The sequence below is a fragment of the Streptomyces sp. NPDC055749 genome (assembly GCF_053617235.1).
This window is the reverse complement of record NZ_JBSHFH010000008.1, coordinates 13,761-29,130: the sequence shown is the minus strand read 5'-3', so window position 1 is coordinate 29,130 and position 15,370 is coordinate 13,761. Positions and strand designations below refer to the sequence as shown.

The window sequence follows — 15,370 nt, the reverse complement described above, 5'->3', positions numbered from 1 at the left end:
AAGGCAGTCATGACCACAGACGCCGTCGGCGCCGCGCCGGAGCCCCCGCCCTCCGCATCACCACTGACCGACAAGGGCCTGCGGAGCGGCTCCGTCGGCCTGCTCGCCACGGTCGCGCTCGGGCTGGCCTCCGTGGCGCCCGCGTACAGCATCGCCATCACTCTGGGCCTGGTGACCCTCGTGGTGGGCGATCTCGCCCCTGCCGCCCTGCTCCTCGGCTTCGTGCCGATCCTGCTCACCGCGTTCGCCTTCCGGGAGCTGAACCGGGAGATGCCGGACTGCGGAACCACCTTCGTGTGGAACACACGCGTGTTCGGCCCCGCCTTCGGCTGGGTCGCGGGCGGCTGGACGGTCCTGTGCGCCACCGTCATCGCCATGACCGCGCTCGCCCAGGTCGGCGCCTCCGCCCTGCTCGGCGTCCTGGGCCTCGACGCGGCGTCCGGCAGCACGCCGACCGTCACCGCCGTCGCCGTGCTGCTGCTCGCGCTGGCGGTCGCGGTCGCCTACCGGGGCATCCAGCTCGCCGCCCATGTCCAGTACGCGATCCTCGGGCTCCAGCTCGTCGCGCTGCTCGCGTTCGGAATCACCGCCTTCGTACGCGACGGCGCGGCTTCCCCGTCCCTGAGCTGGCTCAACCCCTTCGGCTTCGACAGTTTCGCCTCGTTCTCCGAGGCGGTCCTGCTGTGCCTCTTCATCTACTGGGGCTGGGACGCCCTCATCACCTTCAACGAGGAGACGGTCGACAGCGCGCGCACACCGGGCAGGGCCGCCGTGACGTCCACTCTGATCCTGGTCGTCACCTACCTGTTCACCGCCTTCGCCGCGGTCTCCTTCGCCGGCACGGGAAGTTCGGGGCTCGGGCTCGGCAACGAGGAGACCGCCGCCGACGTCCTCACCGGCCTCGCACCCGCCGTACTCGGCGACTCCCTGGCCAAGCTCGTGCAGCTCGCCATCGCAGTCTCGGCCGTCGGCGCCCTGCTGACCTGCACGGTCTCCACGCCGCGCGCCACCCTGTCGATGAGCGCGCACGGCGCCCTGCCGGCGGCCTTCGGCCGCATACACCCGCGCTTCCGGACGCCCGCCTTCGGCACGGTGTTCTTCGGTGCGGCGGCGGCCGTCGCGCTGACCCTCCTCACCGTGGTCTCCGCCGACTTCCTCGGCGACGCCGTCCTCTCGGTGGGTCTGCTGATCGCCTTCTACTACGGCGTCACCGGATTCGCCTGCGCCTGGTACTTCCGCGGGCATCTGCGCCGCTCGCCCCGTGACCTGCTGGTCAAGGGCGTGATGCCGGTCGCGGGCGGCCTGATGATGCTGGCGGCGTTCCTGCGCAGCGCCTACGACATGCTCGACCCCGCCTACGGCTACACGTCCCTGGGCGGCGTCGGCGGCGTCTTCCTGCTCGGCGTCGGCTCCATCGCCCTCGGAGTCGTGGTCATGCTCCTCATCCGCTCCCGCCACGCCCGCTTCTTCCGCCACGGCCGTACGTCCGTCGCCACCCCGCTCGTCACGGAGAACTGAACCCTCATGCGCACACTCGCCGTCGCCGCCGTCCAGACCACTCCCGTACCGCACGATCTGCGCGCCACCTGGGACCGCTTCGCGGACCGGGTACGCGCGGTGCGGGACACGTTCCCCCATGTGCAGCTCGTCGTCGTGCCCGAGCTGATGCTCGCCGCCGAAGCGCCGCTGCTCCAGGCCCGCGCCGACTGGATGCGGGAGGCCGCCGTGGCGATCCCGGGCCCGCTCACCGACCGCGTCTGCGCCCTGGCCCGCGAGACCGGCCTGTGGCTGATACCCGGCAGCCTCTACGAGCGGGCCGACGACGGGAACACGTACAACACCGCCATCGCGGTCTCCCCGGCGGGCGAGATCGTGGCCCGCTACCGCAAGATCTTCCCCTGGCAGCCCTACGAACAGACCAGCCCCGGAAGCGAGTTCGTCGTCTTCGACCTGCCCGGAATCGGCCGCGCCGGTCTCGCCGTCTGCTACGACGGCTCGTTCCCCGAGACCGCCAGACAGCTCGCCTGGCTCGGCGCCGAGGTGATCCTCCAGCCCACGCTCACCACGACGCGGGACCGGGACATGGAGCTGGTCTGCGCGCGTGCCAACGCCTGGACCAACCAGCTCTACGTCGTCAATCTCAACGCGGCCGACCCGGCAGGCGTCGGCGCCAGCGCGATCGTCGACCCCGAGGGGACCGTGCGCCAGCAGGCGGGCCCTGGCGAGGAGGTCCTGGTCGACGTCCTCGACCTCGACACCGTCACGCGGGTCCGTACGTACGGTTCCGCCGGCCTCAACCGTCCGTGGGAGCAGCTGGCCCGCTACGGCGAGCGGATCCCCCTGCCGATGTACGGGGGAACGTTCCGGCCGACCCCGCACCACTGAGCCGCACACAAAGAGCAAAAAGATTGATATGGGCTAATTCGGACTTATCGAATTAATTAATACCCAGAGCCCGTAACGCACTTTTCACCCGAACCGCGAACATCCCCTCGGAGCAAATCGCCCTTTTCGGACCCAGTGGCCAGCGTCACGTCCGGGACGCCCGAAGCTCCGACGCCTCACCCGCATCCCTTCTGCGAGAAGAGAGTTGGCTTCGCGGTTCGGGTGAATTCATCGGCTTTCCCGCTCATCGATCTTGTAAATGAATTGTGATCCGGAATTCGGGACTTGTCCCCTTCGGTGTTTCTCGCCTACGGTCACCGTCAATCCGGATGGAACGCCGAATCCTGCCGCCGTCCGGAAACCGGACCTACTCACGCCCGGCAGGAGCGGGGGACCCAGGTAAGTTGCCGATCCGTTATCAGGAACGGCTTGGGGTTAAGTCGCATGCACATGCGGCCAGGCATCTCCAGCCTGAACCCGACAGCTCACCTCGCAGGCGACGGAGAGGAATTCGCCATGCCCTCGATGGGTAAGCACCGTCGTTCCAAGTCCAGCCCGCTGACCCGCGGCCTCGTCGCCGTCACCGCAGGCGGAGCCGTCCTCGCCCTGCCCGTGATGGGCGCGACCACCGCCTCCGCGGCGCCCGCACAATCGGTCGCCGCCGAAAAGGCAGTGGCACCGGCAGCCGTCCCTGCCAAGGCAATTACCGCTCAGAAGGCCGGGATCGTCAGCTATTCCGTCGTCAAGGGTGATTCCCTGCACAAGATCGCCGATGCGCATTCCCTGAGCGGCGGCTGGAAGAAGCTCTACAAGGACAACCGCAAGGCCATCGGCGACAATCCGTCCCTGATTCGCCCGGGTCTGAAGCTGACCGTGGGCGCCGAGGCCACGGCCAGGGCTTCCGGTGCGTCCGCCGACCGCGCCGACCGTTCCGAGCGGACGAGCACGCTCGCCGCGAAGACCGCCGCCCCCGCCCCGAAGGCCGCGAAGGCGACGTACACGAACGACCTCGACGGCTGGATCAAGGAATCGCTCGCCGTCATGGCGGAGCACGGCATCCCCGGCAGCTACGAGGGCATCCACCGCAACATCATGCGCGAGTCCTCGGGCAACCCGCAGATCGTCAACAACTGGGACTCGAACGCCGCCAAGGGCACCCCGTCCAAGGGTCTCCTCCAGGTCATCGACCCGACGTTCCAGGCGTACCACGTGCCCGGCACGTCGACGGACAGCTTCGACCCGGTCGCCAACATCACCGCCGCGTGCAACTACGCCGCCGACAGGTACGGCTCCATCGACAACGTCTTCGGCGCCTACTGATCCGCTGACATAGGCCACGGTTCACAACTGCCGGGTGCCGAGGGTCCGACTGGCCCTTGGTACCCGGCAGTTCCGCGTCCGCACGCCTCGTGGAAGACTCGCACCCATGCCCGAACTCCAGCTCCTGCGCCACGACCACGCCACGGCCCTGCTCGCCTTCGAGCAGGAGAACCGTGCCTACTTCGCGGCTTCGGTTCCGGACCGCGGCGACGAGTACTTCGCACATTTCGACGCACGGCACAGCAGCCTCCTGGCCGAACAGGCCGAGGGGCTGTGCTACTTCCATGTGCTGGTCGGCGATGCGGACGAGGTGCTGGGCCGGGTGAACCTGGTGGACGTGGCGGACGGTTCCGCCGACCTCGGCTACCGGATCGCCGAGAAGGCCGCCGGTCAGGGTCTGGCCACGAGCGCCGTCCGCCGGATCTGCGTCCTCGCCGCCACGCAGTACGGTCTCACCGCCCTGCGGGCCGCGACCACGCTGGACAACGCCGGCTCCCAGGCCGTGCTGGCCCGTACGGGATTCGTCCGAACCGGCGAGACCGTACTCGGCGGCCTCCCGGGGCTCTCCTACGAACGCCCGCTGGGCGCGGACGCGCTGCTCCCCTGACAGCGGTCACGGGGCCGCTCCTGAGGCGGTGACGAACCGGGCCCGGCCCGCCACCGCTGCGTGGGGGCTACGCCGCCGGGGCGTCAGTCCCGGTCCGTCTCCTCGCGGAGGATCTTGCCGCTGGCCGCGTCCACTTCGAATTCGGTCTTGTTCCAGTCCTCGCCGACCACGTCGACCGCCCAGACCAGGGCATCGCTGTCGTTGGTGTCGAGGCCGATCGAGGTGACCGTTCCCTTCTGCTTGTCCGTGGCAACCTTGGCGGCCTGCTGCGGTGTCTGCTTCGCCTTGGCGATCCAGTCGGCCAGTTCACGCTTCTCGTCCGCGTCCTGATCGGTGTCCGCCGCCGTCTCGATCACCTCGCCGGAGACCGCGTCGATACGGACGGTGTGCGCGGTTCCGTCCTCTTCGACGACCTCCGCCACCCACCGCGGACCGGCGCCGGTGCCGCTCGGGGATGCGCTGGGGCTGCCGCTGGGGCTGGCCTTGCCCGTCGGGCTGGCCGTGCCAGTGGGGCTGCCCGTGCCCGTCGGACTGCCCGTGCCAGTGGGGCTCGGGCTCGCGTCGGTGCGACGGTCGGTGTCGTCGTCCAGGCCCTCAAGATCGAGCTCGGCCAGCTTGCTGCCCGACACGGCCGCGACCGCGGTCGTGGCCGCAGTGTCGCAGGTCACCTTGGTGGCCGCGAGCAGCTTCTTGCGCTCGGTCTGGTCCTCGGTCAGCTTCGCCCCGGACGGGCTGCCGGATGGACTCGCGTACGGGGAGGTCGTCTGCTTCGGGATGACCTTCGCGGCCTCCGAGGTAGCCGCCCCGGTCCGGTCACCACTGTCATGCCCGCATCCCGCGACCAGCGCGGAGGCGACGACGGCGCACAGCGCACCGCCGACGACACGAAGGCGGCGGGCGCGCGGGGAGACAGCGGTTTTTCGTCGGAATTCAAGGCTCATACACGCATCACTAGCCCGCGCGATGACCGGTCATGTTGTCCTACTGGACGGGTCACCCGATCGACGGTGCGGCTCCGCCCGTTGGCGGCCCGCCCGCCCCGAGCGCGCCGCGGGCCGGGGTGCGAAACAATGGGAGGCACATCCACGGATCACCGGCCCACGCCGGTGTCCGGTCGGGAGGCCCCCATGGATTACCCGGAGAGCTACGAGCTGATATTCCAGACGTACGGCGCGGCGGACGACGTGCTCGTCGTCCGGATGACCGACCGCTCCGGGGCGGGCGGATACCCGGTGTACGAGGACGAGACCGGAATCGTGCGCGCGGAGATCAGCGACCGCGCCGAGATCCGCATGCTGGCGAGCGGCGGCCACCAGGCACTGGGCATCCCGTTGCTCGCTCGACCCCTGAGCGAGGGATCACCCCGGACCCGCTGAGGGGGCCGCAACGCGCACCGGGACGCACTACGCGTCGCGGTGCGCTGTGTGTTGCGCGGATCGGCGCGGCACGGCACGGAGGCCAGGCGCACCGAAGTCCGTTCATGCCCGTTCCTCGCCCGAATCTGTTTACATTCCAGCAGCCCGGACGTAACCTGAGCGCGAAACCACAGACTCGGGCATGAAACGGATACGAAACCACATGTACGCACCGGAGCGGCAGCAGGAAATCCTCCGCCTCGCCCAGGAGAGCGGACGCGTCGACGTCCTCTCCCTGGCCGAGGAGTTCCAGGTCACCGCCGAGACTGTGCGGCGCGACCTCAAGGCGCTCGACCGGGCCGGGCTGCTGCGCCGGGTGCACGGCGGTGCGATCCCGGCCGGGCGGCTCGGCTTCGAGCCCGACCTCGCCGAGCGCGACACGGTGGCAGCGGACGAGAAGGAGCGGATCGCCGCCGCCGCCCTGGGCGAACTCCCTGTGGACGGCAACGTGATCATCGACGCCGGCACCACGACGGCCCGGCTGGCCGCCGCCCTCCCGCTCGAATCCTCCCTGACCGTGGTGACCCACGCGCTGCCCGTGGCGGCCCGCCTCGCCGACCATCCCGGAATCGCGCTGCACCTGGTGGGCGGCCGGGTCCGGCACCGTACCCGCGCGGCCGTCGACGCCTGGGCGCTCAGCGCCTACGCCGAGATCAACGCCGACGTGCTCCTGCTCGCCACCAACGGGTTCTCGACCGACGGCGGACTGACCACTCCCGACCTCGCCGAGGCCGCGGTGAAACGCGCCATGATCTCGGCCGCCCGCCGGGTCGTGCTCCTCGCCGACTCGGGCAAGTTCGGCCAGGAGCACTTCGCCCGCTTCGGCGATCTGTCCCACGTCGACCTGCTCATCACCGACACGGGGCTCAGCCCCGAGGACGCCCTCGCCATCGAGAGCCGGGGCACGGAAGTGGTACGGGCATGATCCTCACCGTCACCCCCAATCCGAGCCTCGACCGCACCTACGAACTGCGCGACCTCACCCGCGGTGCGGTCCTGCGCGCCACAGCGGACCGCGTGGACCCCGGCGGCAAGGGGATCAACGTCTCCCGCGCGGTCGCGGCGGCGGGACACCGTACGGTCGCTGTCGCTCCCCTGGGCGGACCCGAGGGCGCACTGCTCGCCCAGCTGCTCGGGGAGCACGGCATCGTGGCCGCTGGTGTGCCGATCGCGGGCAGCACCCGCGTCAACATCACGCTGGTCGAGCCCGACGGCACGCTCACCAAGGTCAATGCGGCTGGCCCCGAGATCACGGAGTCCGAGGCCGAGACCCTGCTGGAGACGGTACGGACGCGCTCCTCGGGCACGGACTGGATCGCCTGCTGCGGCAGCCTGCCGCGCGGGCTGCCGCCCGAGTGGTACGCCGAGCTGGTGGCACGCAGCCACCGGGCCGGAGCGCGGATCGCCCTCGACAGTTCGGGCGCTGCCCTGCTCGCCGCCCTGCGCGAGCGGCCCGATGTGATCAAGCCGAACGCCGAGGAGCTCTCCGAAGCGGTCGAACGGCCTCTCGCGACGGTCGGTGACGCGGTCAAGGCGGCGGAGGAACTGCGCGGACGCGGGGCCCAGGCCGTACTGGCCAGCCTCGGAGCCGACGGGCAGCTCCTGGTGGACGGCTCGGGGACGTACTTCGGCAGCGCCCGGGTGGACACCGTCCGCAGCAACGTCGGCGCGGGGGACGCCTCGCTCGCCGGCTTCCTGACCGCCGGCGGCGCCGGCCGGTCCGCACTTGCGGCGGCTGTCGCGCACGGCGCGGCGGCCGTCCAGCTTCCCGGAAGCGTGATGCCCACACCTGCCGACCTCGACCGCTCGTCGGTCGTCACGACCACGGACATCCCCCTGGACCGCGCGCTGTCGGAGCCCGCGCCATGACGTCCGAGTGCATGAGTACGAGCCCGCAGCCCCACGTCCCCCCGGCCGCCGCCACGGCGGTCCACGAGCAAGGAGCCCCGCGATGAGTGAGCTGATCACCGCGGATCTGGTCGACCTCGATCTGTCCGCCGAGACGAAGAACGCCGCAGCGAGGTCCCTCGCCGAGCGGATGGTTGCCGCCGGGCGCGTCACCGACCTCGACGGCTTCCTCGCCGACGTGGCCGCCCGTGAGGCGCAGATGCCGACCGGCCTGGACGGTGGCATCGGCATCCCGCACTGCCGCAGCGAGCACGTCGGTGCGCCGACGCTGGCCTTCGGGCGCAGCGGTCAGGGCATCGACTTCGGTGCGGCGGACGGGCCCGCGGACCTGATCTTTCTCATAGCGGCGCCCGCCGGAGCCGATGACGACCACCTCACCATCCTGTCGGGCCTGGCACGGCGGCTGATGGACCCGGCGTTCACCTCCGCACTGCGCGCGGAGTCCGACCCCGCCGCCGCAGCGGCCCTGATCCGCGGTGACGAGCCGCCCACCGCGCCGGAGGGGCGAGCACCGGAGGAACCCGGGCAGGCAGCGCCGGTCGCTGCGGCGCCCGAACCGTTCCGGATCGTCGCCGTCACCTCCTGTCCCACGGGCATCGCGCACACCTACATGGCCGCCGAGTCCCTGGAGGCCGCGGCCCGCGCCGAGGGGGTCGTCCTCAGCGTCGAGACCCAGGGCTCGGCCGGTTTCGAACGCCTCGACCCGTCCGTCGTCGCCGCGGCGGACGCGGTGATCTGGGCGCACGACGTCGACATTCGCGAAAAGGCCCGGTTCGGCGGGAAGCCGATCGTCGACGTCGGCGTGAAAGCGGGCATCAACCGGCCCGCCGAGCTGATCGCCGAGGCCCGGCGCAAGGCCGAACGGGGCGAGATCAGCGGAGTCGCCGACGACGGCGGTACGGAGACCGGCGGGGCCGGACCCGGCGCCGGCAGCGCGCACTTCGGCGTCCGGCTGCGTACGTACCTGATGTCCGGCGTGAGTTACATGGTGCCGTTCGTCGCGGCGGGCGGGCTCCTGATCGCCCTGTCGTTCGCCATCGGCGGCTACGAGATCGCGAGCGCCAAGTCCGTCGCCGATCACTTCGTCTGGGGCGAGGCCGACAGCTGGGCCGCGCTGCTCAACCAGATCGGGGGCGCCGCCTTCGCCTTCCTCGTCCCGGTGCTGGCGGGCTACATCGCGTACGGCATGGCGGACCGTCCAGCTCTCGTCCCCGGGTTCGTCGGCGGCGCCATCGCGCTGACCATCGAAGCCGGGTTCCTGGGCGGCCTCGTCGCCGGTCTGCTGGCCGGGGCTGTGGTGATGGCGATCCAACGGGTGAAGGTCCATCCCACGCTGCGCGGCATCATGCCGGTGCTGGTGATCCCACTGATCGCCTCCGCCGTCGTCGGCTTCCTCATGTTCATCGTCGTCGGCAAGCCGATCGCCTCGCTCCAGAAGGCACTCACCGACGGGCTGAACGGGCTCTCGGGTTCCAACGCGATCATTCTCGGCGTGGTGCTCGGACTGATGATGTGCTTCGACATGGGCGGGCCGCTCAACAAGGTCGCCTATGCCTTCGCCGTCGGCGGTCTCGCCGACCCGACGTCCGGCAGTCTCAAGGTCATGGCTGCGGTCATGGCCGCCGGAATGGTGCCGCCGCTGGCGATGGCACTCGCCACCACGGTGCGCGGCAGGCTGTTCACCAGGACCGAGAAGGAGAACGGCCGCGCGGCCTGGGTGCTGGGCGCGTCGTTTATCAGCGAGGGCGCCATCCCGTTCGCGGCGGCCGATCCCCTGCGGGTGATTCCGTCGGTGATGGCAGGCGGCGCGGTGACCGGCGCTCTGTCGATGGCCTTCGGCTGCACCCTGCGCGCACCGCACGGCGGCGTCTTCGTCGTCCCGCTGATCGGCCAGCCCTTGCTGTACCTGGTGGCGATCGCGGCCGGTACGGCGGTGGCGACCGCGCTCGTCGTCGTACTCAAGGGCATGCGTCCCGCCTCGCAGGACCCCGTGCCCGCGGCCGGCACCTCGAAGGTTCCCGTGGCCGCCTGAGCGCGGTCTCGAAAACACCCCACGGTCCACCCCGCAATCCATCCCACAGGAGTGATCCCATGTACCAGTGCACCGTCGCCGTAGGCTCCCGCAGCGGACTGCACGCCCGCCCGGCCTCGTTGTTCGTGCAGGCGGCGGCCCGTCAGCCTGTCAAGGTGACCATCGGGCGGGAAGGGCAGCAGCCGGTCGACGCCCGCAGCATGCTCTCCGTGCTCGCCCTGGCGGCGCAGCACGGCGACGCGGTGGTGCTGTCGGCCGTGGGTGACGGGGCCAGGGCGGCGGTCGACGAGCTCGCCGCGCTCCTCGCGGGGGACCTGGACGCCAAGGTCTGAACCGGCTTCCGGTAAGGCGCAGTTGTGGTCGCCTCCTCTGCCTCCCGGCCGTCCCCGGCCGGGAGGCAGAGGCGCATGTCAGCGGCCGAAGGTGTCGGGCACCGGCAGTGTGTCCCAGCGGGTCACCGGCCAGGCGACCACCACCGCGCGTCCCACCACGTCCTCGACCGGCACCATGCCGCCCTCGGGATCGTCCTGGTGGTAGCGCGAATCCCCGGACGCCTGCCGGTGATCGCCCATCACCCAGACCCGGTCGGCGGGCACCGTGACCTTGAACTGGCCCTCGTCATCGGTGCTGCAGGGGGTGTTGCCGGGGAACACGTAGGGCTCGTCCAGCGGTTTCCCGTTCACCTTCACCGGGCCGTCGCCCTTGCACTCCACGGTGTCCCCCGCCACGCCGATGACCCGCTTGATGAGGTCTTTCTCCTCGGCGGACGGCATCACCCCGACGAAACCGAGCACCTTCTGGAGCGCGTTGGGGGGCTCGGTCGGCACACCCCTCAGCCAGTCGGCCGGATCGTGGAAGACGATCACTTCGCCGCGCTCGGGCTCGGAACCGAACCACGGGGTCAATTTGTCGACGAGGACGCGGTCGCCCTGCTGGAGCGTGTTCTGCATGGATCCCGACGGAATCGAGAAGGCCTGAAGCAGGAAGGTCTTGATCAGCAGCGCCAGCAGCAGGGCGACGCCGATGAGGATCGGGAGTTCCTTCCACAGTGGGCGCTGCTTCTTCGTCCGCGTCCCCGTCCGCCGTGCGCCCGTCAGCACCATCAAGCCGCTCCTCGCCCCGTGTTCAGCGCCGCCCGTACGTGGGCCGCTCCCGGCTCACTCTAGGCGCGATCACTGCGGGCGCGGGCGCCCTAGGGCGCGACGGGCGGGGGCGGGGACGCGGGTGCGGGTTTCGCTGTGCCCGGCAGGTCGGGGACCGTGGCACCGTCTCCGGCGCGCACCGCCTCGACCACCGATTGATGGAACGCACGGCTGGCCTCTTCGGTGGGACAGCTCACGGGGCTGCCTGCCAGGGTGAACCAGTCCGAGGCGCCGCTGAACTGCACGGCCACTTCGGCCTCGCCGTCGGCCCATGTCGTATGGACGGTGAGATCGCCGCCCACGATTCCTGCTTCTTTGGTGCGGACTCCGCCGGCTCCCGCGAAGACACCGCTGGTCGTCCACGATGCCCAGCTCATGACGCGACGCCTTTCGGACAATGTCAAGCCTGTCAAGGGGACTTCTCCGAGTATGACACCGCAGTTCGGAGCGTGCACGGGGGTGCCCCCTGCCCTTGCGGCCCAGGGGGCACCGACGCGTCCTCGCTCCGGTCCGCCGGGTTCGTCACCGACGCTCCAGCACTCCTCTGACGAACGCCGCCTGACCGGCATGCTGGAGATCATCGGCGAGGACGCTCACCAGCCGCACGCCGAGCGTGACCGGCGGTGACCAGTTCTCGTCCACGATGCGCTCCAGTGCCCTGCCGTCCAGGCCGCGGATGAATCCGACGCTCTGCTCGTGGACCGCGTCGTAGTAGCCGAGGAGCAGCTCGGCCGAGTCCACGCGTACCGCGGCGACCTGCGCGCCGCTCTGCCCGTAGCCGGTCTCGGCTTCCTCGAAGGGCAGACCGAACCGGGAGACCCAGTCCTGGGCCAGCCACACCTGCTCGGTTCCCGCCGCGTCGGCCACGTGGTCGTCCTGGATGCGCGTGAGGTGCCAGACGAGCCAGGAGATCGAATTCGTCCCCTCGTCGAGCCGGGCGTTGAGGTCTTCGGGCGGGAGGCCTTCGACCGCCTCGTGAACCGCTTCCCTGATGCGCTCGAACGCGTCGGCCAAGATGCCTGCTGTGTTCATACGGCCACCATGGCCGGTGCCTCCCGGCACCCGGCGCCCGACACGCGGCCGGTGCGTCAGATGAGCAGCCGCAGGAGATGCGCGCAGGCCGTCTCCTCGTCAGGGTGCCGGGCGACGACTTCGTACGTACCTCGTTCGAACGCCCCGGTCTCCCACACCGCGTCGGGCGACCTCCGCAGGAACAGGAAGTCGGTGGGTGTGGGGACCGGTTCGTGGACGCCCTCGATGCGGTAGTAGCCGTCGGGTACTCCCGCCGCCCGCAGTGCGGCACGCAGGTGCAGGCGGTCCATGGACGTAGGCCCTAGAGCCCGGCGGGCGTCAGGTAGCCGTGCTCCAGCAGCCACTTCACGTTCAGCCGCTGTCCCTCGCCCGGGTTCAGGAAGACCGCGTCGAGCTTGATCTGCTGACCGCCGCCGGGCTGCTCGAACCACGGGGCGATGCTGCCCTGCCAGACCCAGAACGGCTTGGCGACCTTGTAGACGCGATAGTCGCAGGCGACGGCCGCGTCACGGGTGTTGAGGCTCTGCGGGGGCAGCGCGCGCTCGGCGTACGCGTCACCCGCCGGGGCCAGATAGCTGCCGTACTCCGAGCCGAAGCGGTCCAGCCGCTGGCCCGGGCGGAGCTTGGCGGGCTCCTTGTCGAGCTCGCCGTTGACCTCGCCGAAACCGTCGTTGGGCGGGTACTTCCAGCTCCCGGAGTCCGCAGGGCCTTCCCAGTACTTCTTCAGGAAATCGGCGGGCGCGAGGTCCCCCGTCCGCTCGTAGCCGTTGAGCAGCGGGCCGACGGGCGCCTCCTTCTTCTTCGGCAGCCACTTCGGCCCGAGCCGCGCGTCGCCCTGGAATTCCCCGGTGCAGGGTTCGTGCCGCGGCGCCGCGGCCGGCTTGCTGTTCTCGTGGTGCGACGCGGCGCTCGCGGCGGGTGCGCTCAGCAGCCCGGCGGTGATGCCGAGCGCGGCAAGTACGGTGCTCATACGGTTCATTGGCGGGACACCTCGGAAGTTGATGATCAATCGGACAGCCGACGCAGAGTAACGTCCCGATCACTTCAGGTGTCCGCACCATGCCGAAATCCGCCCCGAACGTGTGAGCGCCCCGTCTCAGCCTCCGGCGGGGTCGGGTACGAGTCCGTCGGCGACGAGGCCGGCGAGGACGGCGTCGGAGAGTGCCCGCAGCGCGGACTGGGGGCGGACCATCACGGTGAACTCCTTGACCCTGCCCGCCTCGTCGAACTGGAGCAGGTCGATGCCGTGGATCTCCTTGCCGTTCACCGTCGCCCGGAAGACGAGGATCTCCGACGGGGCCTCGGCTCCGTCGACGGCGGTCTCCACGGCGCCGTCGAGCCGGCCGACGTAACGGAAGTCCTCGAACGTCCGAAGGAGCACGCCGAAGAGGCCCATGACCATGGGCCTGCCTTCGAACGGGGTGAACTTCACCGGGCTGTAGAGGCGAATGTCCTCGGTGAACAGGGGCTCCAGGGCGGCCAGGTCACGCTTCTCGACGGCGGTGCGGAAGCGTTCCGCCGTGTCGGCAGTCGTCATGGCTGTCTCTCCTCGCTCGTTATACTCAAGAATCTGACTAATCAATTTCCAGACTATGATGCAGGGGAAGCCGGAACAACGGAAGGGGGTGGCCCATGGCCCTGCGTCACGCCGTGCTGGCGGCGCTGCTGGATGGCGAGTACAGCGGCTACCAGCTGGCCAAGGCGTTCGACATCGGCGTCGCGAACTTCTGGCACGCGCTCCCCCAGCAGCTGTACGCGGAACTGTCGAAGCTGGAACAGGACGGTCTGGTATCCGGACGTCAGGTGGTCCAGGAGACGCGGCCCAACAAGCGCCTGTTCCAGGTCACCGACGCGGGTCTTGCGGAGCTGGAGCGGTTCGCGGACGCCACGCCCAAGGCCGCGTTCATCCGGGACGATCTGCTGGTCAAGGTCCAGGCCGTCGACCGGGTCGACGCGGGACCCGTTATCGAGCAGCTGGAGGAACGCGCGGCGGTCGCGGACGCCAAGATCGAGCTCTTCGGCAAGCTGTTGCTCCGGCTGCGCGGTCCGGTGGACGAGGAGGAGTTCCTGCGTGGCGGCGAGCGCATCGGACCGTATCTGACCTGCCTGCGGGGGCTCGCCTTCGAGCGGGACAACCGGGACTGGTGCCTGCGGATCGCGGATGTCCTGCGGAAACGGCAGGGCGGACATGGCGGGCGGGGCGTGCCGCCTTCCTCCGCCGAACAGTGACAGAGGTACGAGTGGTGCGGTGCCCCGCCCGGGCTACGGGGACCCGTCGCCGTAGCGCACGGTGACCTTGTCGAACCCGAGTGAACCGAGCAGGCCCCGCAGCATGTTCGTGGTGTTCCTCTCCGCACGCCCGGTCAGACCGCTGTCCTCGGCCGCCTCGCCGATGTGTTGCGCGGCAAGCTTGTTGACCGCCTGTTCGCTGCCCGGGTTGTCGGAGAAGAAGTCCCCCAGCCGGTCGAGCAGCCCGCGCTGCTTGGACACCGCGTAGGAACGGTCGGGGTCGAGCGCGGGCTTGCCCAGCACTGCGTGCGGCAGGCGGAGTTCGGCCGTGGTGCGGTCCTCGTTGATCACCACACCGTTCTCGGTGACCTTGCCCAGGTCGACGGACGCACCGACGGAGCCCGCACCGACGTACAGCGTGCGGGTGCCCCGCAGTGCGTCCGGCAGGAATTTGGCGTCCTTCTCCAGATCCACCACGACCTGGAAATTGCCGGAGGCCGCCTCGTACGCGCTCATGTCCTGGATCGACTTGAGCACCGCGGGGCCGGAACGGTCCTTCGTCTCCTCGCCGAAGATGTCCCCGAGACCCGGCAGGACACTCAGCCGCGAGCCGGCGAAGAGCAGGACGAAGACCGCGCCACAGACCCCGATGACCTTCACCCACCCTCGTCCATGTCTGGAACGGATGTCTGGCCGTACATCAGTGGATGTCATGTCTTCCGTGTGACCCGATCCGGCGGATTCAGTCCGTCCGGCGGTGCGGCGCCGCGGGCGACGGCCGGATCAGTCCCCCGTGACACCATCCAGCCGTTCGCGCAGCAGATCCGCGTGGCCGATGTGCCGTGCGTACTCCGCGATCATGTGGACGTGGATCAGGCGCAGTGAGTAGACGGAGCCGTTGTGGGTGAAGGTGTCGTCGAGCGAGGCGTCGGCGACCGTCTCGTCCGCGAGGCGGATCTCCTCGACCAGGCGCGCGTAGTCGGCCTCGGCTCGCTCCGGGGCCAGGTCCTCGAAGTCCGCGTCCTTGCCCTTCTCCGGCGGGTAGATCGGCTCCAGAGGAAGACCGGCGAACCGGGTCCGGAACCAGGTGCGTTCGACCTTGGCCATGTGCCTGAGCAGGCCGAGCAGCGTGAGGTTGGAGGGCTGCACGGTCTGCTCCGCCAGCTGTTCCCCCGTGAGTCCCGCGCACTTGTGCAGGAGGGTGTTGCGGTAATGGGCGAGAAAGTCCCGCAGGGTCTCGCGCTCGTCGCCGACGAGCGATCCGGACGTCCGGGTGACTTCGGGTGCTGTCCATGTCATC

19 protein-coding genes and 1 riboswitch are annotated in these 15,370 nt (G+C 70.0%); of the genes, 10 read left to right on the top strand and 9 right to left on the bottom strand.

Features of this window, described 5'->3' with window-relative positions:
- Positions 1–9: 9 nt before the first annotated feature.
- The 4 genes from ACWGO0_RS08065 (at position 10) to ACWGO0_RS08050 (ending at position 4,312) form a co-directional block, all read left to right on the top strand.
- Positions 10–1,518: an APC family permease gene (locus ACWGO0_RS08065; RefSeq protein WP_453529781.1), complete on the top strand. Its 1,509-nt coding sequence runs from the start codon at positions 10–12 to the stop codon at positions 1,516–1,518.
- Positions 1,519–1,524: 6 nt separating this feature from the next.
- Positions 1,525–2,385, top strand: a complete 861-nt coding sequence (locus tag ACWGO0_RS08060; RefSeq protein ID WP_453529778.1) for a carbon-nitrogen hydrolase family protein — start codon at positions 1,525–1,527, stop codon at positions 2,383–2,385.
- Between the two features lie 358 nt (positions 2,386–2,743).
- Positions 2,744–2,899, top strand: a riboswitch (cyclic di-AMP (ydaO/yuaA leader).
- A 2-nt stretch (positions 2,900–2,901) separates the two neighbouring features.
- Positions 2,902–3,705 carry a transglycosylase SLT domain-containing protein gene (locus tag ACWGO0_RS08055; protein ID WP_453529775.1) on the top strand — a complete coding sequence of 268 codons (804 nt, stop codon included), beginning with the start codon at positions 2,902–2,904 and terminating at the stop codon, positions 3,703–3,705.
- Between the two features lie 106 nt (positions 3,706–3,811).
- Entirely contained in the window at positions 3,812–4,312 is a 501-nt protein-coding gene (locus ACWGO0_RS08050; RefSeq protein WP_453529772.1) for a GNAT family N-acetyltransferase, read from the top strand.
- 83 nt (positions 4,313–4,395) lie between these two features.
- On the opposite strand, the gene ACWGO0_RS08045 is transcribed toward ACWGO0_RS08050, so the two are convergent.
- The gene (locus ACWGO0_RS08045; RefSeq protein ID WP_453529769.1) at positions 4,396–5,253 is read right to left on the bottom strand and encodes a PepSY domain-containing protein; all 858 of its coding nucleotides are present in this window, start codon (positions 5,251–5,253) and stop codon (positions 4,396–4,398) included.
- Positions 5,254–5,439: 186 nt separating this feature from the next.
- Here ACWGO0_RS08045 and ACWGO0_RS08040 point away from each other — a divergent pair, with 186 nt between their 5' ends.
- The 5 genes from ACWGO0_RS08040 to ACWGO0_RS08020 all read left to right on the top strand — a co-directional run bounded on the left by ACWGO0_RS08040 (position 5,440) and on the right by ACWGO0_RS08020 (position 9,999).
- Positions 5,440–5,688 (top strand): DUF6296 family protein, encoded by a 249-nt coding sequence (locus tag ACWGO0_RS08040; RefSeq protein ID WP_453529766.1) that lies wholly within the window; start codon positions 5,440–5,442, stop codon positions 5,686–5,688.
- 202 nt (positions 5,689–5,890) lie between these two features.
- On the top strand, positions 5,891–6,652 hold the full coding sequence (locus tag ACWGO0_RS08035; protein ID WP_453530222.1) for a DeoR/GlpR family DNA-binding transcription regulator: 762 nt from the start codon (positions 5,891–5,893) through the stop codon (positions 6,650–6,652).
- Positions 6,649–7,596: a 1-phosphofructokinase gene (gene pfkB / locus ACWGO0_RS08030; RefSeq protein WP_453529763.1), complete on the top strand. Its 948-nt coding sequence runs from the start codon at positions 6,649–6,651 to the stop codon at positions 7,594–7,596. The genes ACWGO0_RS08035 and pfkB overlap by 4 nt, the downstream gene beginning before the upstream one ends.
- An 82-nt stretch (positions 7,597–7,678) precedes the next feature.
- A complete protein-coding gene (locus tag ACWGO0_RS08025; RefSeq protein WP_453529760.1) occupies positions 7,679–9,667 on the top strand; it encodes a PTS fructose transporter subunit IIABC in 1,989 nt (662 codons plus the stop codon).
- Between the two features lie 59 nt (positions 9,668–9,726).
- Entirely contained in the window at positions 9,727–9,999 is a 273-nt protein-coding gene (locus tag ACWGO0_RS08020) for an HPr family phosphocarrier protein (RefSeq protein WP_453529757.1), read from the top strand.
- 78 nt (positions 10,000–10,077) lie between these two features.
- On the opposite strand, the gene lepB is transcribed toward ACWGO0_RS08020, so the two are convergent.
- The 6 genes from lepB to ACWGO0_RS07990 all read right to left on the bottom strand — a co-directional run bounded on the left by lepB (position 10,078) and on the right by ACWGO0_RS07990 (position 13,378).
- Complete coding sequence (gene lepB / locus ACWGO0_RS08015) at positions 10,078–10,770, bottom strand: signal peptidase I (protein WP_453529754.1); 693 nt, start codon at positions 10,768–10,770, stop codon at positions 10,078–10,080.
- A gap of 89 nt (positions 10,771–10,859) precedes the next feature.
- Positions 10,860–11,186 carry a hypothetical protein gene (locus ACWGO0_RS08010; protein WP_453529751.1) on the bottom strand — a complete coding sequence of 109 codons (327 nt, stop codon included), beginning with the start codon at positions 11,184–11,186 and terminating at the stop codon, positions 10,860–10,862.
- Between the two features lie 145 nt (positions 11,187–11,331).
- Complete coding sequence (locus ACWGO0_RS08005; protein WP_453529748.1) at positions 11,332–11,841, bottom strand: mycothiol transferase; 510 nt, start codon at positions 11,839–11,841, stop codon at positions 11,332–11,334.
- Between the two features lie 56 nt (positions 11,842–11,897).
- A complete protein-coding gene (locus ACWGO0_RS08000) occupies positions 11,898–12,131 on the bottom strand; it encodes a hypothetical protein (RefSeq protein ID WP_453529745.1) in 234 nt (77 codons plus the stop codon).
- Between the two features lie 11 nt (positions 12,132–12,142).
- Entirely contained in the window at positions 12,143–12,820 is a 678-nt protein-coding gene (locus tag ACWGO0_RS07995) for a TNT domain-containing protein (protein WP_453529742.1), read from the bottom strand.
- Positions 12,821–12,937: 117 nt separating this feature from the next.
- The gene (locus tag ACWGO0_RS07990) at positions 12,938–13,378 is read right to left on the bottom strand and encodes a nuclear transport factor 2 family protein (protein ID WP_453529739.1); all 441 of its coding nucleotides are present in this window, start codon (positions 13,376–13,378) and stop codon (positions 12,938–12,940) included.
- A gap of 95 nt (positions 13,379–13,473) precedes the next feature.
- Between ACWGO0_RS07990 and ACWGO0_RS07985 the strand changes: the two genes are divergently transcribed.
- Entirely contained in the window at positions 13,474–14,070 is a 597-nt protein-coding gene (locus ACWGO0_RS07985; protein WP_453529736.1) for a PadR family transcriptional regulator, read from the top strand.
- A gap of 33 nt (positions 14,071–14,103) precedes the next feature.
- Here ACWGO0_RS07985 and ACWGO0_RS07980 read toward each other — a convergent pair whose 3' ends face one another.
- Positions 14,104–14,784, bottom strand: a complete 681-nt coding sequence (locus ACWGO0_RS07980; protein WP_453529733.1) for a DUF4230 domain-containing protein — start codon at positions 14,782–14,784, stop codon at positions 14,104–14,106.
- 69 nt (positions 14,785–14,853) lie between these two features.
- Positions 14,854–15,369, bottom strand: coding sequence for a DinB family protein (locus tag ACWGO0_RS07975; RefSeq protein WP_453529730.1), 516 nt, complete (start codon positions 15,367–15,369; stop codon positions 14,854–14,856).
- Position 15,370 lies beyond the last annotated feature (1 nt).